We start from the raw sequence: 21,158 nt of genomic DNA on the forward strand, positions 1-21,158 counted from the left end.
AGGCGCATTATAGGGAGTTCTCCGCAGGCCGCAACCGCTAAATGACAGAAAAATGACTGACTGCTGCATTCCCCAGCAAAACCCCGCCTTATACCCTTTTACACACAGACTTATCCACAATACAACGCGTAAGCTTCATAAGAACCCACGGATTGAGGGGGATAATCAACTATACTATTGGCAAATATTTTCCCTGACAGACAATATCCATGATCACACAACGCCTCACCCGAGACTGGCGCATTCCTGGCGCTGGCCTCATGACGCTGCTACTCCTTATTGCGGGCTTCACTCTGCACGCACACTGGGGGGCTTTCATCCAATGGTGTCTTGCTACGCAAATCACCCTGCACCGTTATCTGGTGATGTACCTGTTGCAGCTTAATAACCATCAGTACAGCGGTGGCTTATGGCTATTAACCGGCGCGTTCTTCTATGGCGTACTTCACGCTATCGGGCCGGGGCACGGCAAATTCATTGTCACTACCTATCTCAGTACAAATAAAGAGAGCGAACTGGCTGCCCGGGTCGTTCCTTTTTTTGGCAGTATGCTGCAGGGCGTCAGCGCCATTCTGTTTGTCTTTATTCTGGCGGTGGGGTTTAACCTGGCGTCCGGGGATATCAGTACCAGCCGCTGGTATGTCGAGAAGATAAGCGCGGTCCTCATTGGCGCATTCGGCGCGTTTATCATTTACCAGGCGCTGAAAAGCCTGCGCCCGCGCAGGATGGCAATCTCCGCCATCACGCCCCTTCACCAGCATGATGAACATTGTGGCTGCGGCCATCACGGCGTAGGGGCAGACCTTGCGCAGGGTGACTGGAAAACCCGTCTGGGTGTAATTCTGGCGATCGGCGCGCGTCCGTGCAGTGGGGCCATTATGATCCTGATGTTTTCGAATGCGCTGGGCATCGTCACCTGGGGAATGGCCGCGGTAATGACCATGTCGCTGGGAACCGCGCTGTCGATTATGGGGCTATCGCTGGCCGTGCGTTACGCCCGGGAGCGCACGGTCGCCTGGTTTGGTGGCGACACCTCGCTGAAGTGGCTGGTTCCGGCGGTCAAGATTGCTGGCGGGATTGTTCTGATCCTGTTTGCGACCATCCTGTTCCTGACGGTGATCCCCATCAGCGCCAATGGCGATTACATCGCCGCAGGATGCTAATAAAAGAAAACCCGCCAACGGCGGGTTTTTTGATTACTCGTTGATGCGTGGATGTTGGTCCACCAGTCGGGAGCGTTTCTTCTGCAGTTCTTCAATCTCTGCGTCAATATCTTCAATCTTCTGCTCGACGTTATCGTAGTGCTCGCGCAGGATCTCTTTCGCTTCCTGAATATCCGATGCCGCAGGCGTCGCCCCTTTCAGAGGACGGTTCGCCGTCTCCTTCATGGTAATACCCGTAATCAAACCAATCACCGCGATAACCATCAGGTAATAAGCGGGCATCATCAGGTTTTGCGTGCTTTCCACCAGAGAGGCGGCAAGCGTCGGCGTCAGACCGGCAATCAGAACCGAGATGTTAAAGGCCGCCGCCAGCGCACTGTAGCGAATATGCGTCGGGAACATGGCCGGTAGTGTAGAGGCCATCACCCCGATGAAGCAGTTGAGGATCACCGCCAGCATCAGCAAGCCGGCAAAAATCAGGCCCAGCACATTGCTGTTAATCAGAATGAATGCCGGAATAGCAAGGGCAAACAGCGCAACGCTACCCAGAATAATGAACGGTCGACGGCCAAAGCGGTCACTCAACAGCCCCATAATCGGTTGCACAAACAGCATACCCACCATGATGGCGATAATGATCAGCACACCGTGGTCTTCCGAGTAGTGCAGGTTATGCGACAGATAGCTCGGCATGTAGGTCAGCAGCATGTAGTAAGTCACGTTCGTGGAGATCACCAGGCCGATACAGACCAGCAGGCTGCGCCAGTGTTTGGTCGCGATCTCTTTAAAGGAGACTTTCGGGCCATCCTGCAGACCTTCGCGGTCACCCTGCTCAAGCTTATCAACGTGCTGCTGGAACGCAGGCGTCTCTTCAAGCGCATGACGCAGGTACAGGCCAATGATCCCCAGCGGCAGCGCGAGGAAGAACGGAATACGCCAGCCCCATTCAAGGAAGTTCGCCTCACCAACCACGGTTGAAATCAGCACCACCACGCCCGCACCCATGACGAACCCGGCAATGGAACCAAAGTCCAGCCAGCTTCCCATAAAGCCACGTTTACGGTCCGGGGAGTACTCTGCAACGAAGATCGAGGCACCGGTATATTCTCCCCCTACGGAGAATCCCTGAGCCATCTTACAGAGCAGCAGCAATATTGGCGCCCAGATGCCAATCGAAGCATAAGACGGGATCAGGCCAATACAGAATGTACTGATCGACATAATGACAATGGTGATGGCCAGGATCTTCTGACGACCATATTTATCACCAAGCATACCGAAGAACAGACCACCCAGCGGGCGAATGAGGAAGGGAACCGAGAACGTACCCAGCGCGGCAATCATCTGCAGGCTGGGGTCAGCGCCGGGGAAGAACACTTTACCTAACGCATAGGCCACGAAGCCGTAGACACCAAAATCGAACCATTCCATCGCATTACCGAGCGAGGCGGCAGTGATCGCTTTACGCAGTTTTGCATCATCGATGATGGTGACGTCGCGAAGCGTGATGGGTTTAATCTTTTTCCTTCTAAGCATAGCTTTCCTCGTAGACTCAGCCCTGTCCATTTCACCGGCCATCTGGTGAACCGTGAAACGGGGATCCGCTCCATGCGAATCGCCTTATTCAAGCGTAGCAGGTTTACTTACATTGACGTTTTACGTCGATACAACCGAACCTGTTGACGCCTGTCTGGGCAGTTAATGACCTTTTTACCCTACCAGCGTTTATATTTGTGATCAACTTCACATATATTTTTCCGTATCGTCAATTGAGTTCAATATTTGTCAATTGCCGCCCATCAGCTCTTTCTTATCAACCAAAAAAGAACATGCTCACGCACGTTATTATCGCCTGAACAACAATTCTCAAAACCATACTGCGTCACATCAGATTTACATAAATTTTAAATATTAAAACGCGGTTCGAATATTTACGCCGAATATGTGATAGAGATAACTAAAACACTGTTTTATTTTCATTGAATCATCATTCCAATGATCGCATGATAAATCCGAACGCAACGTCCAGCGGGCTTTTGAGCGGCATGAATCAAGAGCGCGCGATTAATTTCCCTGAAAGGATAACGAAGCGCCAGGCTAAGCATCCTTTCAATTAACTGAATTTGTTGATTTTATTTTCGATAGCATTCCGTCCGCCACGCGGGACACGATGTGAGGGTTGTACATGAAGATTAAAGCCACAATAGAACGCATCCCCGGCGGGATGATGCTGGTTCCTCTGGTGCTTGGCGCCATTCTGAATACCCTGGCACCTGATACCGGTGCTTATTTTGGTGGTTTCACAAAAGGAATGATTACGGGAACCGTGCCCATTCTGGCCGTCTGGTTCTTTTGTATTGGAGCATCTATTAACCTGCGGGCAACGGGCACCGTATTACGTAAATCCGGAACGCTGGTTATAACGAAAATTGCGGTTGCCTGGGTTGTGGCAATGGTCTGTGCACTGTTCATTCCGGAGAATGGCATTCAGACCGGATTCTTCGCCGGATTATCCGTTCTGGCCATTGTCTCCGCGATGGATATGACTAACGGTGGGCTCTATGCCAGCCTGATGAACCAGTACGGCACAAAAGAGGAGTCTGGCGCCTTTGTGCTGATGTCTCTGGAGTCCGGTCCGCTGATGACGATGTTGATTCTGGGCTCGGCGGGGCTGGCCTCGTTTGAACCACACCACTTTGTCGGCGCGATCCTGCCTTTCCTGATCGGTTTTGCGCTGGGGAATCTGGACCACGATCTGCGCGATTTCTTCAGCAAAGCCACGCCAGTGCTGATCCCGTTCTTCGGCTTCGCGCTGGGAAATACCATTAACCTGAAGGTGATCCTCGATACCGGTCTGCTGGGTATTGTCCTGGGCGTGGCTGTTATCATTATCACCGGCATTCCGCTGATCATTGCCGATCGCGTAATTGGCGGAGGAAACGGAACGGCAGGTGTAGCCGCCTCTTCAGCCGCCGGGGCCGCCGTGGCGAATCCGGTGATCATTGCCCAGATTAACCCGGCTTTCGAACCGGTTGCGGCCTCGGCAACGGCGCTGGTTGCCGCCAGCGTGATCGTCACCGCCATTCTGGTGCCCATCATCACGGCCCTGTATGCGAAGCGCTTCGGCAATCTCCCCGAGCCGGATACAGAACCGAAAGCGGTAGAGCTTCATCATTAACGCACCGCATAAGACCGGCCCCTCTCCCCACCGGGTGAGGGGTTCAACCAAAAATTTCTTCCACCATCCCATCCACCAGCCGCTTTGCCGAACAGAGTCTCGGCATACCCAGCGCGACCGTTTGCCAGTTTTGGGTTACTGACCAGCTCACCGGGTGGCTGTCCGCCTGACACCAGTCCCCCAGCCAGCCCAGCATATCTTTATGATCGATGCTCCCCGGCGTAGAGGGGGTTGTGAGCCACTGGTGATAAAAATGGCGGGTAGTGGGAGAAGCATTGATCCCCTGCGCCAGATAATTTGCCGCCATGCTGCGCAGGTTATCCTTGAGCATTGCCGCCACGTCCGCATTCGCCAGACGACAGGCATCGCCAAATGCTCCCCAGCGCAGCTCTTCCAGCACAATGTAGCAACGCCCGGCCAGCGACCAGCCATCATAGTGACCGGCCCGCCAGCGGGTAAAAATCTGCTCGCTATGCTCGCCCGCCTGGACCGTTAACCCACGCTGGGACAACGCCTTTTCTTTATAGGCTGCGCGTTGAAGAAAATGGGAAGAGAGTTCAGCGTACTGCTGAACCAGGCCCGGCGAGGACTGCGTACGCAGAGAGGTTTGCTGGCGCAGGGCAACCAGTTTATCGGCCATACGCGTCAGCGCGAGATGCCCCGGATCCAGCATGCCGGCCAGCTTTTCCGCCAGCCCCAGGCGCAGAGCCGCATTTTCGTTGAGCATTCCCGCCATTGCCCACGGTCGCAGCCGGGTGTGCGTCATGATCTCCTGCGTCAAACGCTCACGAAACTGCAGCTGTTGCGGCCCCAGATGGGTATGACGCGGCGCGTCTACCCCCTGGACCAGATCGACCATAAATTTAGGATGGATACACTCCAGCGTCCGCCCGGGACCGTCCAGTAGCTGTGTTGTCATGGTTGCTCTGCCGCGAAAAGAGTTTGAATATCATCGCGTAACAGTCGGGTATCTTCCTGAATCCACGTCGCAGTCGTGATACTTTGTTTCAACAGCTGGCTGAGCGATCGGGTCGAATGCTCATTTTGCTGACGGACTGCGAGGCTATCACGCAAGCTTTCCTGTAACCCGGCAAGGCATAACGAAAATTCTGCAAAGAACGTTGCCATACCCGCCGTAACAGAGACATCGACCTGCGCGGTTAAAGCTTTACGGATTTGTTCACAAAACTGATCAATATGCTGCATAAACTTGTCATGCAGCTGCGCAATATCAATAACGTATCGCGTGCGCGTCGCCACATAATCTTCCCAGCCCCAGCCAGGATTGTTCAGCCAGCGCGACACCGTTTCCCGTACACTTCCCGCAGCCGATGGCTGGCCTGCCGGACGGGTATCCTCCGCGATGGCATCAGTAAACAGCGCCCGCGTATTGAAGTTCAGCTGATTTGCCTGAAATGCCGGGAAACTGATCCGCGCCCGGAAACCGGCATGGCTGAGCTGCTCTTTAATACGCAGCTCAATGGGCCGCATCGCCTCATTCAGCGAACGCGCCAGCGTAGACTCCAGTTGATCAAAGCGAAGCGCCAGCTCCCGGCTGATTTTCGTCTGTGCGTCCAGCATGACCTGCTCGCAGGCGGAGCGGATGCTGTTCAGTACCGTTTGCGCCTGCCTTTCATCATCCAGCACCAGCTGCGTCAGCGCCTCCGGCGCATCCTGCCGATGATTCAGCGGATCAATACCTGCCAAATCAAGTAGCGTGTGGCTGTTGAAGATATGGCCAATCGCCTGCTGAAGGGCTCCTTTCTGCAACGCCATAAAATCGTCAGTGGCGTGGAGGGCCTGCTCCACTTCGTGTTTGACTTCTTCGCTGGCCACGCGCTGCCGTGTCTGCAACAGAGCCATATCCTCTTCAAGACGCGTAATATTTAGCTCCAGCGATTCAAAGGCCACCGTCAGGGCCTGATAGCGAAAATCGAGATACTCTCTGGCATTTTGGGCGTAGTTGAGCAGCTTATGCGACGCCGAACGCAGCGCAAATAACGACGCATTGGCATAGGCGGCGTAAATCAGTTTGCGGATAGGTTGTTCAAATAACGAATCTTCCCACAGCAAATCAGCCGCATGGCGAATATGTTCGATATCATCCAGGTCCGCCGTACGCCAGCGACGCCCCAGCGCGGCCTCGGCAAAGTCCTGTACCCAGCGCTGTTCCTGGTGATCCGGTAGCTGCCCATGGTTCGCCATCTCATAGCGGGCGCGGTTTGCCAGATAGGCCCACATCGACGAAACAGGGTAAATTTGTCCCGGAGAGATGTTCCCTTTCATTAAGGTCCCGGAGATCATCGCCCTGACCTGCTCTTCATCGTCGCTGTTGCGATCCTTCTGGTCGAATTTATTCACCAGCGCATACAAAGGCACCGATTTTCCCGCTACCGAAATGGCCTGACGAACCTCTTCATCAGAAATCGATTTGAGCTGGGTATAGTCCATCACCGCCAGCACCGCGGAGGCGCGGGACAACTGTTCGGTGAGCATTTTTTGCAGATGGGGCTGCCCGGCTTCATTTGGCCCAGGCGTGTCCAGCAGCGTCAGCTGCCCCAGGTGCGCATCCAGACCCGCAAGATGCACAAACTCCACCTCAATCACCGGTATATGCTCTATCGCCGCGTACTCTGAGAACGGGAAGGCCACGTCCAGCGCCTGAGAGAGCCTCACCAGGTCGTTCAGGCTTTTCAGACAATGAAATATCGGCTGCGCCCCAAGGTGGTGCTTCTCGAAAGCCTCGCCTCTTTCAATTCTCTCCAGCAGCGTATTCATGTCTTTATCGATTTCCAGACGCTGCGCCAGCTTACCGCGATCGTCATCGCAGAGCTTTTTCTGTAGCAGTTGGATCAAATCATCAATGGGAGAGACATGCGTAAAATGCAGTACCGGCTCTTTCTGGCCCGGCGTATGACGAATAAGGGTCGGAAGCGCCGTCATCGGACGGTTGCGGTTGGGCAACACTTCGGTGCCTACAATCGCATTAATGGTGGTCGATTTCCCCGCCTTCATGGTTCCAACAATAGCCAGCACCATTTCCAGACGGGTTATTTTGCGTAATTCACTATTCAGCATCGCCTGCTGTGCTTCGACACCACGCGCGCTAAAATGCAAAGGTAAAACGTTGTTCTTTTCACCCGTAATGGCCGTCGCGGTACTCTCCAGCATCGCTATCGGCATTGATTTCAAGGTATCAAGGTTTTGCAGGGCGAGTTGTAGCAACCGTTCTGCTTCCTGGCTTAATTCAAAAATTGTCTGTGTGTGCATGATAAAAGCCTTTCCTTAACGCAAATTTATTACTTTTATTAAGCCACCGGGTTTTAATTATGTTTTTCGGCTTATATGATCACGTGTGGAAAACATGTTCACCGAAATATAACTGATTGAAGACAATCAGAAATAAATCGCTATCCTTGCATGGCGTGAAAAGCTTTTCTCCTGACCTCATAGTCAAAAGATAAAAAGCGTAGCCCATTTTTAAGAAACTTCAGGATATATCATCATTATTTACCCACCTAAAAAGAGAGGGAATGGTTCAGCGTCATAACAGATGTACGACGACGAAAACCGGCGATAAATAACAATGTGTCGCTTCACCTTATCCGAAATGGCGGAACGTAGCAATTTGCCGCAATAAAATATTCGATATATTCAGTGTCAATTCTTCCCAACACGTTAATGGCGTTAGCATCGCTTAACCGACTGACAGAAAGTGTCACCCGCAACACGCTTTTCGGTTTTTTTTTATTAAACAATATCACCGACAATCGTGTGGATTTGCGTTATACTTGCCCTCTTTTTCGGCGCTCTGCCGTCATTTTGCTGGCACTTTCCAGCGTGTTAAGCACTTTTTTGAGGATACCCCCGATGCAACTTCCACACTGCCCGAAATGCAATTCTGAATACACCTATGAAGATAATGGCATGTTCATTTGCCCGGAATGCGCCCACGAATGGAACGACGCAGAGCCGTCACAGGATGCTGACGTGCTGATTGTAAAAGATGCTAACGGTAACCTGCTGGCAGATGGCGACAGCGTCACCGTCGTCAAAGACCTGAAGGTTAAAGGCAGCTCTTCCATGCTGAAGATCGGGACCAAAGTGAAGAATATCCGTCTGGTTGAAGGCGATCATAATATCGACTGCAAAATTGACGGTTTTGGTCCAATGAAACTGAAATCTGAGTTTGTGAAAAAGAACTGATTTGCCCGCCCGGTGGCGCTTCGCTTACCGGGCACACACCCACTACACTTAATGGGCTTTTCTTACGTGAGGTAAAGATTATGCCGTTAAGTCCCTACATCTCTTTCGCCGGCAACTGCGCAGAGGCAACCGCCTTTTATCAGCAGGCCGTCGGCGCAGAACTCCTCTATAAAATCACCTTCGGCGAAATGCCAAAAAGCGAGAGCAGCGAAGAAGGCTGCCCGTCTGGCATGCAGTTCCCGGACTCCGCTATAGCCCACTCCAACGTTCGCATTGCGGGCAGCGATATCATGATGAGCGATGGCCTGCCGCCGGGCAGTAAGGCGCAGTATGCCGGATTCACGCTGGTTCTCGACACACAGGATGTCAATGAAGGCAAACGCTGGTTCGACAATCTCGCGGATGGCGGAAATATTGAAATGGCCTGGCAGGAGACCTTCTGGGCGCACGGTTTCGGTAAGGTCACCGACAAATACGGCGTGCCGTGGATGATTAACGTCGTTAAGCAGCAACAAAGTTCGTAGGCCGGATAAGCGCAGCGCATCCGGCAACAACCCCGGGTGGCGCTGCGCTGACCGGGCCTGGAAAGATTGTCATCGTTTTCACTTCAACTCTTCAAACTCCCGCAACCTGCACTTAACCCAAATGTCATATTGATGCGCCAGCATGAGGCCACATTTATTGTGAGGCCCAGCATATGCAAACCGTCATCCGCGTCGAGAAACTGAGCAAGACCTTTCATCACAACAAGGCTCTGCATGCCGTTGATCTGACCGTCCAGCAGGGCGACATGGTAGCGCTGCTGGGGCCATCCGGTTCAGGTAAATCCACCCTTCTGCGTCACTTAAGCGGCCTGATTACCGGCGATAGCATCCCGGAAAGCCACGTCGAACTGCTGGGCAACACCGTACAGCGCGCAGGGCGACTGGCGCGGGATATCCGCAAAAGCCGCGCGCAGACAGGCTGCATCTTCCAGCAATTTAATCTGGTAAATCGACTGACGGTGCTGGAGAACGTGCTGATTGGCGCGCTCGGCAGCACCCCATTCTGGCGCACCTGTCTGCGTTGGTTCTCCCCGTTACAGAAGCAAGAGGCGTTGCGGGCACTCACCCGCGTAGGCATGGCACACTTCGCCCATCAGCGCGTCTCCACCCTCTCCGGTGGACAACAGCAGCGCGTGGCCATCGCCCGTGCCCTGATGCAGAAAGCGAAAATCATCCTTGCCGACGAGCCCATCGCCTCGCTGGATCCGGAATCCGCCCGCATCGTGATGGAAACCCTGCATGACATTAACCAGAACGACGGCATCACCGTGGTGGTGACGCTGCATCAGGTGGATTACGCCCTGCGCTACTGCGAGCGCATTGTCGCCCTGCGTCAGGGACATGTGTTCTTTGATGGCGCAAGCCACCAGTTTGATAACGAACGTTTTGACCATCTCTACCGCAGCATTAACCGTGTCGAAGAGAACGCGAAGGCTGCATAACGTCCCCACTACGAGGAATGGAAATGAGCTATAAAACGGTTGCCGCGCTGGCTTTCACCAGCATGTTCAGCATCAGCACCCTGTTAAGCCCTGCGTACGCCGAGGAGCAGGAAAAAGCGCTGAACTTTGGCATTATTTCGACGGAATCACAGCAGAACCTGAAGCCTCAGTGGGAACCCTTCCTGAAAGATATGGAAACCAAACTGGGGATCAAAGTAAACGCCTTCTTCGCCCCGGATTACGCGGGCATCATCCAGGGGATGCGCTTTAACAAAGTGGACATCGCCTGGTATGGCAACCTCTCCGCCATGGAAGCGGTGGATCGTGCAAACGGCCAGGTCTTTGCCCAGACCGTTGCTGCAGATGGCTCTCCGGGTTACTGGAGCGTGCTGATCGTCAACAAAGACAGCCCGATCAATAACCTCAACGATATGCTCGCCAAACGCAAAGAACTGACCTTCGGCAACGGCGATCCGAACTCCACTTCTGGCTTCCTGGTGCCGGGCTATTACGTCTTCGCCAAAAATAATGCCTCTGCCAGCGATTTCAAACGCACCGTCAATGCCAGCCATGAAACCAACGCCCTGGCCGTGGCCAACAAGCAGGTGGACGTCGCCACCAACAACACCGAAAACCTCGACAAGCTGAAGACCTCCGCACCGGACAAGCTGAAAGAGCTGAAGGTGATCTGGAAATCCCCTCTCATCCCGGGTGACCCGATTGTCTGGCGCAAAAACCTTTCTGAAAGCACCAAGGACAAGGTGTACGACTTCTTTATGACTTACGGCAAAACGCCGGAAGAGAAAGCCGTGCTGACGCGTCTGGGCTGGGCACCGTTCCGCCCGTCGAGCGACCTGCAGCTGGTCCCGATTCGCCAGCTGGCGCTGTTTAAAGAGATGCAGGGCGTGAAGGACAACAAGGGGCTTAAGGACGAGGAGAAGACCAGCAAAGTGGCAGCTATTCAGGCCCAGCTGGAAGACCTGGACCGCCTGACCGCCGCGCTTGGTGCAATGACCAGTGTGAATAAAGCGGTGCAGTAACGCTTTTCTCCCTCTCCCTGTGGGAGAGGGCCGGGGTGAGGGCATCAGCGCGCACATTTCCCCCTCACCCTAACCCTCTCCCTCAGGGAAAGGGAACTAAACACAAAGGAGTCAACATGCAAACCATCACCCTCCCACTGCCGAAACGCAGCTGGTTCTCGCTATTTAGCTGGGCCATCCTGCTGGCGGTGCTGGTTATATCCTGGAAGGGCGCGGAGATGGATCCGCTGCTGCTGTTTAAAGACGCCGGTAACATGGCCACCTTCGCTGCCGACTTCTTCCCGCCCGATTTTAGCCAGTGGCAGGACTATCTCGGCGAAATGGCTGTCACCCTGCAAATCGCCGTCTGGGGGACCGCCCTGGCCGTCATCCTCTCCATTCCGTTTGGCCTGATGAGCGCGGAAAACATCGTTCCGTGGTGGATTTATCAGCCGATGCGCCGCCTGATGGACGCCTGCCGCGCCATTAACGAAATGGTGTTCGCGATGCTGTTCGTGGTTGCCGTGGGTCTGGGGCCGTTCGCGGGGGTGATGGCGCTGTTCATCCACACCACCGGCGTGCTCTCCAAGCTGCTTTCCGAAGCCGTGGAAGCCATTGAACCCGGCCCGGTCGAAGGTATTCGCGCCACCGGCGCCAACAAAATTGAAGAGATCCTTTACGGCGTGCTGCCCCAGGTCATGCCGCTGCTGATCTCCTATTCGCTCTACCGCTTCGAATCTAACGTCCGTTCCGCCACCGTCGTCGGCATGGTCGGCGCAGGCGGCATCGGCGTCACCCTGTGGGAGGCGATCCGCGGTTTCCAGTTCCAGCAAACCTGCGCCCTGATGGTACTCATCATCATCACCGTCAGCCTGCTGGATTTCCTCTCTCAACGTTTGCGTAAGCACTTCATCTGAGAAGCGAGGCTTTGATTGGTATGCACTTATCCAGACATCCGACCAGTTACCCTACCCGCTGGCAAGAGATTGCAGCAAAGCTCGAAGTGGAGCTGCGCACCCATTATCGCTGCGGAGACTACCTGCCAGCCGAACAGCAGCTTGCAGACCGCTATGAAGTGAACCGCCACACCCTGCGTCGCGCCATCGATCAGCTGGTTGAGCGCGGATGGGTACAGCGCCGTCAGGGCGTCGGCGTGCTGGTGCTGATGCGCCCGTTCGACTACCCGCTCAATGCCCAGGCGCGCTTTAGTCAGAACCTGCTCGACCAGGGGAGCCATCCCACCAGCGAAAAACTGCTCTCCGTGCTGCGTCCGGCCTCCAGCCATGTAGCCGATGCGCTAGGTATTCAGGAGGGCGACAACGTTGTGCATCTGCGCACCCTGCGCCGGGTCAATGGCGTGGCAGTCTGCCAGATAGATCACTACTTCAGCGACCTGAGCCTCTGGCCGGTGCTGCAACACTTCTCCAGCGGTTCACTGCATGACTTTTTGCAGGACGCCACGGGTCTTGTGCTCAAACGTACCCAGACGCGTATCAGCGCCCGCCGTGCGCAGGCGAAAGAGAGCAAGGTGCTGGAGATCCCCAACATGGCTCCGCTGCTCTGCGTGCGCACCCTCAACCACCGTGACGGCGAGATCAACGCAACGGAGTACTCCGTCAGCCTGACCCGCGCCGACATGATTGAATTCACTATGGAGCACTGAATGCATTTCGACACCTCCACCCGTCAGCGCTGGATGCGCGCCCTGGCCCATAGCCAGCCTGCTGCACTGGCGAGCCGCATGAACGCGCTTAACCTGACGCCAGACTATGAAACGCTCCGCGCGCCGGAAATTGGCCTGGTACAGATCCAGGCAAGAATGGGCGGTACCGGGGAGCGCTTTTTCGCCGGTGATGCCGCCCTCACCCGCGCGGTCATTCGTCTGAGCAGCGGCACGCTGGGTTACAGCTACGTGCTCGGTCGCGATAAACCGCACGCCGAGCGCTGCGCGGTGATCGACGCCCTGCTGCAGGAACAACCCCATTTCCAGACCCTGATGGAAACCCTGATTGCCCCGCTGGAAGCCGACCTCGCCGCGCGCACTGCCGCACGTCAGGCGCAAGTCAATACCAGCCGGGTCGACTTCTTTACGCTTGTTCGCGGAGATAACGCATGACGCTTCAACCCGCTTTTACCCTGGCTGTCCAGGATGCCCAACACAGTTTTCGTCGCCTGCTGAAAGCCATGAGCGAGCCTGGCGTAATTGTCTCCCTGCATCAGCTCTCCCAGGGCTGGCTGCCGCTGAACCTGGCGACCACCAGCGTACTGCTGACTCTCGCCGACAACGATACCCCGGTGTGGCTTTCGGGGACGTTATCCAATGACATCGCCAGCCAGAATCTGCGTTTTCACACTAACGCCCCGCTGGTTGAGCAGCCCCGTCAGGCGGTGTTTGCCGTTGCCGATGAGCAAATCAGCCATGAGCAGCTCAATGCCCTGAGTGAAGGCAGCGCGGTAGCACCGGAGACCAGCGCCACGCTGATCCTGCAGGTCGCCAGCCTGAGCGGTGGTCGCATGCTGCGCCTGACCGGGGCGGGGATTGCCGACGAACGCATGGTCGCGCCACAGCTGCCGGAGTGCATTATTCATGAGCTGACCGAACGCCCGCATCCGTTCCCGCTGGGCATTGACCTGATCCTGACCTGCGGCGAGCGCCTGCTGGCGATCCCGCGAACCACCCACGTGGAGGTGTGCTGATGTACGTTGCCGTCAAAGGGGGCGAGAAGGCCATCGCCGCCGCCCATGCGCTACAGGCGCACAGACGACGGGGTGATGAACAGCTTCCCGAGCTGAGCGTCGCCCAGATTGAGCAGCAGTTGAACCTGGCGGTGGATCGGGTGATGACCGAAGGCGGCGTCGCCGACCGCGAGCTGGCAGCGCTGGCGCTGAAGCAGGCCAGCGGCGACAACGTCGAGGCCATCTTTCTGCTGCGCGCCTGGCGCACCACCGTTCCCCGCCTGGCGGTGAGCGAGCCGGTCAATACGGCAGAAATGCGCCTGGAGCGGAGAATTTCCGCCATTTATAAAGATATTCCTGGCGGCCAGCTCCTTGGCCCTACGTACGATTACACCCACCGCCTGCTGGATTTCACCCTGCTGGCGAACGGCGAAACGCCGACGCTCAGCACCACGGAGACCGGGCAGGAAGCATCTCCGCACGTCTTTAGCCTGCTGGCGAAGCAGGGTCTGGCAAAGGCTGAAGAAGAGACCGGAGCGCAACCCGACGACATCACCCGCACGCCTCCCGTTTACCCCTGTTCACGCTCGTCTCGCCTGCAGCAGCTGATGCGCGGGGACGAAGGCTATCTGCTGGCGCTGGCCTATTCAACGCAGCGCGGCTACGGGCGTAACCACCCGTTTGCGGCGGAGATCCGCAGCGGCTATCTCGACGTCGAAATCATCCCCGAAGAGCTGGGTTTTGCTGTGAACGTCGGTGAACTGCTAATGACCGAGTGTGAAATGGTGAATGGTTTTGTCGCACCTGACGACGACACCCCACACTTTACCCGCGGTTACGGGCTGGTCTTTGGCATGAGCGAGCGTAAAGCCATGGCGATGGCGCTGGTTGACCGCGCCCTGCAGGCGCCGGACTACGGCGAACAGATTTCCGGCCCGGCACAGGACGAAGAGTTTGTGCTGGCCCACGCGGATAACGTCGAGGCGGCGGGCTTTGTTTCGCACCTCAAGCTGCCGCATTACGTTGACTTCCAGGCCGAACTGGAACTGCTGAAACGTCTGCAACGGGAGCGTGAAAATGGCTAACCTAAGCGGCTACAACTTTGCTTATCTGGACGAGCAAACCAAACGCATGATCCGCCGCGCCATCCTGAAAGCGGTCGCTATCCCCGGCTATCAGGTGCCGTTTGGTGGTCGAGAAATGCCGATGCCTTACGGCTGGGGCACCGGGGGCATTCAGCTTACCGCCAGCGTCATCGGTGAGTCAGACGTGCTGAAGGTCATCGACCAGGGGGCCGACGACACCACCAACGCCGTGTCGATTCGCAACTTCTTTAAGCGCGTGACGGGCGTCAACACCACCGAAAAAACCGAAGATGCGACGCTTATCCAGACCCGCCACCGCATTCCCGAAACGCCGCTCACTGAAGATCAGATTTTGATTTTCCAGGTGCCGATCCCGGAGCCGCTGCGCTTTATCGAGCCGCGCGAAACCGAAACCCGCACCATGCACGCCCTGGAAGAGTACGGGGTGATGCAGGTGAAGCTGTATGAAGATATCGCCCGCTTCGGCCATATCGCCACCACCTACGCCTACCCGGTGAAGGTCAACGGGCGCTACGTGATGGATCCGTCGCCGATCCCGAAATTCGACAACCCGAAAATGGACATGATGCCTGCCCTGCAGCTGTTCGGTGCCGGGCGCGAAAAGCGCATCTACGCCGTCCCGCCCTACACCCGCGTGGAGAGTCTCGATTTCGATGACCACCCGTTCACGGTGCAGGAGTGGGACGAGCCGTGCGCCATCTGCGGCTCGAAGCACAGCTATCTGGATGAAGTGGTGCTGGATGACACGGGCAAACGGATGTTTGTCTGCTCCGACACCGATTACTGCCGCCAACAGAGCGAGGCGAACAGCCAATGAAACCGCTGCTTTCAGTGAACAACCTGACCCACCTTTACGCGCCGGGCAAAGGCTTCAGCGACGTCTCTTTCGAGCTGTGGCCGGGCGAGGTGCTGGGGATTGTCGGTGAATCCGGCTCGGGTAAAACCACCCTGCTGAAGTCCATCTCCGCTCGCCTGGCCCCGCAGAACGGCGAGATTTTGTATGAGGGCGCCTCCCTCTATGGCATGAGCGAGGCTGAACGCCGCCGCCTGCTGCGCACCGAATGGGGCGTGGTACATCAGCATCCGCTGGACGGACTGCGTCGTCAGGTCTCGGCGGGAGGCAATATCGGCGAACGGCTGATGGCGACCGGCGCGCGGCACTACGGCAACATCCGGGAAACCGCACAGCGCTGGCTGACCGATGTGGAGATCCCCGCCTCGCGCATCGACGATTTGCCCACCACCTTCTCCGGCGGCATGCAGCAGCGCCTGCAGATCGCCCGTAACCTGGTCACCCACCCGAAGCTGGTGTTTATGGATGAACCCACCGGTGGGCTGGACGTCTCCGTGCAGGCGCGCCTGCTCGACCTGCTGCGCGGTCTGGTGGTGGAGCTGAACCTGGCGGTGGTGATTGTCACCCATGATCTGGGCGTCGCTCGCCTGCTGGCAGACCGTCTGCTGGTAATGAAGCAGGGTCAGGTGGTGGAAAGTGGGTTAACCGACCGCGTGCTCGACGATCCGCTCCATCCTTACACCCAGCTGCTGGTGTCATCCGTATTGCAGAATTGAGGGCGCCACCCGGCAAAACGAACGCCGTACCTTGTAGGCCGGGTAAGCGAAGCGCCACCCGGCAAGAAAACGCCACGAGGCCAAAATGATCCACGTAGAAAACGTAAGTAAAACCTTTGTGCTCCACCAGCAAAACGGCGTGCGTCTGCCGGTGCTGCAAAATGCCTCTCTGAAGGTGAACAGCGGCGAATGCGTGGTGCTGCACGGCCACTCCGGCAGCGGAAAATCCACCCTGCTGCGCTCCCTGTACGCCAACTATCTGCCGGACGAGGGGCACATTCATATTCGCCATGCCGATGAATGGGTCGACCTGGTTCAGGCCCCCGCGCGTAAGGTGTTGGAAGTCCGCCGCTCGACGATCGGCTGGGTGAGCCAGTTTCTGCGGGTGATCCCGCGGATCTCCGCTCTGGATGTGGTAATGCAGCCGCTGCTGGATCTCGGCGTGCCGCGCGAAACCTGCGCCGCCAAAGCCGCCAGCCTGCTGACGCGCCTCAACGTCCCGGAACGCCTCTGGCATCTTGCCCCGTCGACCTTTTCCGGCGGCGAACAGCAGCGCGTGAATATCGCTCGCGGATTTATCGTCGACTACCCGATTTTACTTCTTGATGAACCCACCGCTTCGCTCGACAGCAAAAACAGCGCGGCAGTGGTGGAACTGATCGAACAGGCCAAAGCGCGCGGCGCGGCGATCGTCGGGATCTTCCACGACGAGAGCGTTCGCAACCGCGTGGCGGACAGGCTGCACCCGATGGGGACAAGCGTATGATTATCAATAACGTCAAGCTGGTGCTGGAAAATGAGGTCATCGACGGCTCGATTGAGATCCGCGACGGCGCGATCCGCGCGTATGCCGAAACCCGAAGCCATTTGCCCGAAGCGATGGACGGCGAAGGCGGCTGGCTGCTGCCAGGGCTGATTGAGCTGCACACCGATAATCTGGATAAATTCTTCACCCCACGGCCGAAGGTGGACTGGCCCGCCCATTCGGCGATGAGCAGCCACGACGCGCTGATGGTTGCCAGCGGCATCACCACCGTGCTGGATGCGGTGGCGATTGGTGACGTACGCGACGGCGGCGATCGGCTGGAGAATCTGGAAAAGATGATCAACGCCGTGGAAGAGACGCAAAAGCGCGGTCTTAACCGCGCCGAACATCGCCTGCACCTGCGCTGCGAGTTGCCGCATCACACCACCCTGCCGCTGTTTGAAAAGCTGGTAGACCGCGAGCCAGTGTCGCTGGTCTCGTTGATGGACCACTCGCCGGGGCAGCGCCAGTTCGCCAGCCTCGAAAAATACCGCGAGTATTACCAGGGCAAATATTCTCTTAACGATGTGGAGATGGCGCGCTACGAGGAAGAGCAGCTGGCGCTGGCGGCACAGTGGTCACAGCCGAACCGTGTTTCGATTGCCGCAATGTGCCGGGACCGTAACATCGCGCTGGCCAGCCATGATGATGCCACGCACAACCATGTCCGCGAATCCCACCAGCTTGGCAGCGTGATCGCTGAATTTCCTACCACGTTTGAGGCGGCAGAGGCCTCCCGCGCGCATGGCATGAACGTGCTGATGGGGGCACCGAACATCGTGCGCGGCGGCTCGCATTCCGGCAACGTGGCGGCAAGCAAACTCGCCTCGCTCGGCCTGCTGGATATCCTCTCTTCCGACTACTACCCCGCCAGCCTGCTGGACGCCGCCTTCCGCGTCGCGAATGACGACAGCAACTGCTTCACGTTGCCGCAGGCAATTCGCCTGGTAACGAAGAACCCGGCATCCGCGCTTAATCTTCACGACCGGGGCGAGATAGCCGAAGGAAAACGGGCGGATCTGGTGCTGGCCCACCGTAAGGGCGAGCACATCCATATCGACCACGTCTGGCGTCAGGGAAAAAGGGTGTTCTGATGGGAAGAGTCATCTGGTTAATGGGGCCCTCCGGCTCCGGGAAGGACAGCCTGCTGTCCGCCTTACGGCAGCGGGAGCACCCGCAGCTGCTGGTCGCACATCGCTATATTACCCGGGCGGCGAATGCCGGTAGTGAAAACCATATCGCCCTGAGCGAACAGGAATTTTTCACTCGCGCCGGGCAGAATCTGCTGGCGCTCAGCTGGCACGCCAACGGCTACTACTACGGGATCGGCATTGAGATCGACCTGTGGCTGCACGCGGGTTTTGACGTGCTGGTCAACGGCTCTCGTGCGCATCTTCCCCAGGCACGCGCCCGGTATGCCTCGGCGCTGCTGCCGGTCTGTCTGCAGGTTTCGCCGGATGTCCTGCGCAGCCGCCTGCAAAGCCGCGGACGCGAAAGCGAAAAAGAGATCGCGCAGAGACTCGAACGCGCAGCGCGCTATACCCCGGCGGATTGCCACATCCTCAACAACGACGGAAGTTTGCTACAGTCAGTCGATAACGTTTTATCGCTTATCCGTCAGAAGGAGAAACAGCATGCCTGACTGCACGCTTCGCCCCGCCACCGCCGATGATGCGCAAATCGTTTACGCGCTGATCTGCGAGTTAAAACAGGCCGAATTTGATCATCAGGCGTTCCACGCCGGGTATCTGGCCAATCTGCAGGACCACAATATGCGTTATCAGCTGGCAGAGCTGAATGGACAGGTGGTGGGTATGATTGGCCTGCATATGCAGTTTCACCTGCACCACGCCAGATGGATCGGCGAAATCCAGGAGCTGGTGGTGATGCCCGAGGCGCGTGGTCTTAAAGTGGGGAGCCAACTGCTGGCATGGGCAGAGGACACCGCGCGGCAGGCGGGCGCGGAACTGACGGAGCTCTCCACCAGCGTCCGGCGGCTGGACGCCCACCGTTTTTATGTTCGTGAAGGGTATACGCAGAGCCATTTTCGTTTCACCAAACCGTTGTAGAGGTGCACGATGAGTCTGACCATCACGTTAACGGGCACCGGCAGTGCCCAGCTGGTCCCGGTGTTTGGCTGCGATTGCGCGGCATGCCGCCGGGCACGTCTGCAGGAGAATTATCGTCGTCGGCCCTGTAGCGCGGCCGTCAAATTCAATGATGCGGTGACGCTACTGGACGCGGGTATTCCGCACCTGATGGACGACTGGCCAGCCGGCAGCTTTCAGCAGTTTTTGCTGACCCACTACCATATGGATCACGTTCAGGGGCTGTTTCCCCTGCGCTGGGGCGTTGGCGCGACGATCCCCGTTTACGGCCCGCCGGATGAAGCCGGATGTGACGATCTCTTCAAACACCCGGGCATTCTGGATTTCAGCCATATGCTGGAGCCGTTTGTGATGTTTGAGCTGCAGGGCCTGCGGGTGACGCCGCTGCCGCTCAACCACTCGAAGCTCACCTTTGGTTATCTGCTGGAGTCCGCCCACAGCCGCGTGGCGTGGCTCTCTGATACCGCCGGATTGCCGGAGAAAACGGTGAAATTTCTGCTCAACAACCAGCCACAGGCGATGATCATCGACTGTAGCCATGAACCGCGCCCACAGACGCCGCGCAACCATTGCGATTTAAACACCGTGGTGGCACTGAACGAGGTGATTGGCTGCCCGCAGGTGATCCTGACCCATATCAGCCATCAGTTTGACGTGTGGATGATGGATAACCCGCTGCCGGACGGCATCGAAGCGGGATATGACGGCATGGTGTTGGTGCTGGATTAGGTTTTCTCCCTCTCCCGTGGGAGAGGGTTGAGGTAAGGGCAACAGGCCGCACTTAACCGCGATCGTAATCCTCTTCTAACCGCCGCTCATCCTCTTCCAGGCGTCGTCTGTCGTCATCTAACTGGCGCTGACGCTCGTCTAAACGGCGGCGTCTGTCTTCAAGCTGCCGACGGCGGTCGTCATACTGACGGCTATCAATGCGACGGTCATCGTCATAACGATCGTCATCATCGTTGCTGCGGCTGCTGCCGGGGTTATAGGCATCGTTGATCGCCTGCTGAATGTTGCCAATGGCATCATCAATCACATCGGCATGCGCCAGTTGGCTGGAGAGTGACAGCAGACCAAATAACAGAGCGGTAGAGTAACGTTTCATAAGGCCAGACTCGCAGGTGAACTGGCCTTACGGTAATTAACCGCAAACGGGAGAGGTAGCGGAGGAATCTCAAATTCTTTAGCGAGGCGACGCTTCCATTATTTGACGCACTCGCTGTTTATTCTCTGCGACCAGCACAATCCCGGAGCATTTTTGGTCCGGAGAATGACTCCAGATGCGGTCTTCAGGAATACATCCTCCGTCATATATCACCTTGCTGCCATCATAAGGCCAGAATGCTCCCTGCTCTGTGTCGAGTACAAAAACAGCGATTTGGTCGGATTCACGGGCTATTTTCTGCCAGAGCATCTTTCCACCCTCATATTGCTCGAAGTCGCTGATTAAGGTCACGCCGCAATGTAAGACCAACGCTTCATAGAGACGAGTCGCCAGCCCTTTGTCTCGTTCGGCAGGATCGACACAAATGCCTTCTACCTGGACAACGCGAGTATCTTCCCAGCATCGTTCGACTGCGATAATGTCCTTTCCCAGATGGGCTTTATGCTGTAAATCCAGAGCAGCAACAACCCGATGCCGGGGAACGCCATCAAAGGTTTCGATATCTGCTTCAATAATTGCAGCCCGGGGCGTCTGGCTGTCATAAATGACATGTAACACCCGACCGGAGAGTTCAAATTCATCTACGAGCGTAAATGACCTGGCAACCGTATTCGGGCTGTACGTTGTAGGCATCACGATCATTTGTGAGTCCCCTCTTGTGAGTACCGGCATAATTC

At 56.7% G+C, this 21,158-nt stretch carries 23 protein-coding genes; 18 read left to right on the plus strand and 5 right to left on the minus strand.

Features of this window, described 5'->3' with window-relative positions:
• Window positions 1–209 precede the first annotated feature (209 nt).
• Window positions 210–1,163: a nickel/cobalt transporter gene (locus ACOTZF_RS23405; protein WP_044159025.1), complete on the plus strand. Its 954-nt coding sequence runs from the start codon at window positions 210–212 to the stop codon at window positions 1,161–1,163.
• A 33-nt stretch (window positions 1,164–1,196) separates the two neighbouring features.
• Here the strand turns inward: ACOTZF_RS23405 and proP are convergent, their stop codons facing one another.
• The gene (gene proP / locus ACOTZF_RS23410; RefSeq protein ID WP_013095119.1) at window positions 1,197–2,699 is read right to left on the minus strand and encodes a glycine betaine/L-proline transporter ProP; all 1,503 of its coding nucleotides are present in this window, start codon (window positions 2,697–2,699) and stop codon (window positions 1,197–1,199) included.
• 649 nt (window positions 2,700–3,348) lie between these two features.
• On the opposite strand from proP, the gene kdgT reads away from it, so the two are divergent.
• Window positions 3,349–4,341 (plus strand): 2-keto-3-deoxygluconate transporter, encoded by a 993-nt coding sequence (gene kdgT, locus ACOTZF_RS23415; protein ID WP_013095118.1) that lies wholly within the window; start codon window positions 3,349–3,351, stop codon window positions 4,339–4,341.
• A gap of 43 nt (window positions 4,342–4,384) precedes the next feature.
• Here the strand turns inward: kdgT and ACOTZF_RS23420 are convergent, their stop codons facing one another.
• Window positions 4,385–5,260, minus strand: coding sequence for a diguanylate cyclase regulator RdcB family protein (locus ACOTZF_RS23420; RefSeq protein WP_129252121.1), 876 nt, complete (start codon window positions 5,258–5,260; stop codon window positions 4,385–4,387).
• Window positions 5,257–7,611 (minus strand): clamp-binding protein CrfC, encoded by a 2,355-nt coding sequence (gene crfC / locus ACOTZF_RS23425; protein ID WP_013095116.1) that lies wholly within the window; start codon window positions 7,609–7,611, stop codon window positions 5,257–5,259. Before crfC ends, ACOTZF_RS23420 begins: the two co-directional genes overlap by 4 nt.
• Window positions 7,612–8,211: 600 nt before the next feature.
• On the opposite strand from crfC, the gene ACOTZF_RS23430 reads away from it, so the two are divergent.
• The 16 genes from ACOTZF_RS23430 to phnP all read left to right on the plus strand — a co-directional run bounded on the left by ACOTZF_RS23430 (window position 8,212) and on the right by phnP (window position 20,045).
• Window positions 8,212–8,547, plus strand: a complete 336-nt coding sequence (locus ACOTZF_RS23430) for a zinc ribbon domain-containing protein YjdM (protein ID WP_013095115.1) — start codon at window positions 8,212–8,214, stop codon at window positions 8,545–8,547.
• Window positions 8,548–8,627: 80 nt separating this feature from the next.
• Entirely contained in the window at window positions 8,628–9,071 is a 444-nt protein-coding gene (gene yjdN / locus ACOTZF_RS23435; protein ID WP_023621457.1) for a VOC family metalloprotein YjdN, read from the plus strand.
• A gap of 173 nt (window positions 9,072–9,244) precedes the next feature.
• Window positions 9,245–10,033 carry a phosphonate ABC transporter ATP-binding protein gene (phnC, locus tag ACOTZF_RS23440; protein WP_013095113.1) on the plus strand — a complete coding sequence of 263 codons (789 nt, stop codon included), beginning with the start codon at window positions 9,245–9,247 and terminating at the stop codon, window positions 10,031–10,033.
• A gap of 23 nt (window positions 10,034–10,056) precedes the next feature.
• Window positions 10,057–11,073: a phosphonate ABC transporter substrate-binding protein gene (gene phnD, locus ACOTZF_RS23445; protein WP_013095112.1), complete on the plus strand. Its 1,017-nt coding sequence runs from the start codon at window positions 10,057–10,059 to the stop codon at window positions 11,071–11,073.
• 116 nt (window positions 11,074–11,189) lie between these two features.
• Complete coding sequence (gene phnE, locus ACOTZF_RS23450) at window positions 11,190–11,969, plus strand: phosphonate ABC transporter, permease protein PhnE (protein WP_129252127.1); 780 nt, start codon at window positions 11,190–11,192, stop codon at window positions 11,967–11,969.
• A 20-nt stretch (window positions 11,970–11,989) separates the two neighbouring features.
• The gene (gene phnF, locus ACOTZF_RS23455) at window positions 11,990–12,715 is read left to right on the plus strand and encodes a phosphonate metabolism transcriptional regulator PhnF (protein ID WP_013095110.1); all 726 of its coding nucleotides are present in this window, start codon (window positions 11,990–11,992) and stop codon (window positions 12,713–12,715) included.
• Window positions 12,716–13,168 (plus strand): phosphonate C-P lyase system protein PhnG, encoded by a 453-nt coding sequence (gene phnG / locus ACOTZF_RS23460; RefSeq protein WP_014830324.1) that lies wholly within the window; start codon window positions 12,716–12,718, stop codon window positions 13,166–13,168.
• A complete protein-coding gene (gene phnH, locus ACOTZF_RS23465; RefSeq protein WP_014830323.1) occupies window positions 13,165–13,749 on the plus strand; it encodes a phosphonate C-P lyase system protein PhnH in 585 nt (194 codons plus the stop codon). The genes phnG and phnH overlap by 4 nt, the downstream gene beginning before the upstream one ends.
• Window positions 13,749–14,813 carry a carbon-phosphorus lyase complex subunit PhnI gene (locus ACOTZF_RS23470; protein WP_029882901.1) on the plus strand — a complete coding sequence of 355 codons (1,065 nt, stop codon included), beginning with the start codon at window positions 13,749–13,751 and terminating at the stop codon, window positions 14,811–14,813. The genes phnH and ACOTZF_RS23470 overlap by 1 nt, the downstream gene beginning before the upstream one ends.
• A complete protein-coding gene (gene phnJ, locus ACOTZF_RS23475) occupies window positions 14,806–15,651 on the plus strand; it encodes an alpha-D-ribose 1-methylphosphonate 5-phosphate C-P-lyase PhnJ (RefSeq protein ID WP_013095106.1) in 846 nt (281 codons plus the stop codon). Before ACOTZF_RS23470 ends, phnJ begins: the two co-directional genes overlap by 8 nt.
• Complete coding sequence (gene phnK, locus ACOTZF_RS23480; protein WP_013095105.1) at window positions 15,648–16,403, plus strand: phosphonate C-P lyase system protein PhnK; 756 nt, start codon at window positions 15,648–15,650, stop codon at window positions 16,401–16,403. The genes phnJ and phnK overlap by 4 nt, the downstream gene beginning before the upstream one ends.
• 85 nt (window positions 16,404–16,488) lie before the next feature.
• Window positions 16,489–17,169: a phosphonate C-P lyase system protein PhnL gene (gene phnL / locus ACOTZF_RS23485; protein ID WP_040023663.1), complete on the plus strand. Its 681-nt coding sequence runs from the start codon at window positions 16,489–16,491 to the stop codon at window positions 17,167–17,169.
• The gene (gene phnM / locus ACOTZF_RS23490) at window positions 17,166–18,302 is read left to right on the plus strand and encodes an alpha-D-ribose 1-methylphosphonate 5-triphosphate diphosphatase (protein ID WP_062729273.1); all 1,137 of its coding nucleotides are present in this window, start codon (window positions 17,166–17,168) and stop codon (window positions 18,300–18,302) included. The genes phnL and phnM overlap by 4 nt, the downstream gene beginning before the upstream one ends.
• On the plus strand, window positions 18,299–18,850 hold the full coding sequence (phnN, locus tag ACOTZF_RS23495) for a ribose 1,5-bisphosphokinase (protein ID WP_086528220.1): 552 nt from the start codon (window positions 18,299–18,301) through the stop codon (window positions 18,848–18,850). The genes phnM and phnN overlap by 4 nt, the downstream gene beginning before the upstream one ends.
• Window positions 18,843–19,277: an aminoalkylphosphonate N-acetyltransferase gene (phnO, locus tag ACOTZF_RS23500; protein WP_013095101.1), complete on the plus strand. Its 435-nt coding sequence runs from the start codon at window positions 18,843–18,845 to the stop codon at window positions 19,275–19,277. Before phnN ends, phnO begins: the two co-directional genes overlap by 8 nt.
• 9 nt (window positions 19,278–19,286) lie before the next feature.
• Window positions 19,287–20,045: a phosphonate metabolism protein PhnP gene (gene phnP, locus ACOTZF_RS23505; protein WP_013095100.1), complete on the plus strand. Its 759-nt coding sequence runs from the start codon at window positions 19,287–19,289 to the stop codon at window positions 20,043–20,045.
• Between the two features lie 52 nt (window positions 20,046–20,097).
• On the opposite strand, the gene yjdP is transcribed toward phnP, so the two are convergent.
• Both yjdP and ACOTZF_RS23515 read right to left on the minus strand, forming a co-directional pair.
• A complete protein-coding gene (gene yjdP / locus ACOTZF_RS23510) occupies window positions 20,098–20,421 on the minus strand; it encodes a DDRRRQL repeat protein YjdP (protein WP_013095099.1) in 324 nt (107 codons plus the stop codon).
• Window positions 20,422–20,499: 78 nt separating this feature from the next.
• Complete coding sequence (locus tag ACOTZF_RS23515) at window positions 20,500–21,123, minus strand: GNAT family N-acetyltransferase (RefSeq protein WP_013095098.1); 624 nt, start codon at window positions 21,121–21,123, stop codon at window positions 20,500–20,502.
• Window positions 21,124–21,158 lie beyond the last annotated feature (35 nt).

Origin of the sequence: Enterobacter cloacae complex sp. SHL021, from assembly GCF_049237765.1 — a bacterium.
In the GTDB taxonomy this organism is placed as follows: Bacteria; Pseudomonadota; Gammaproteobacteria; order Enterobacterales; family Enterobacteriaceae; genus Enterobacter; species Enterobacter cloacae.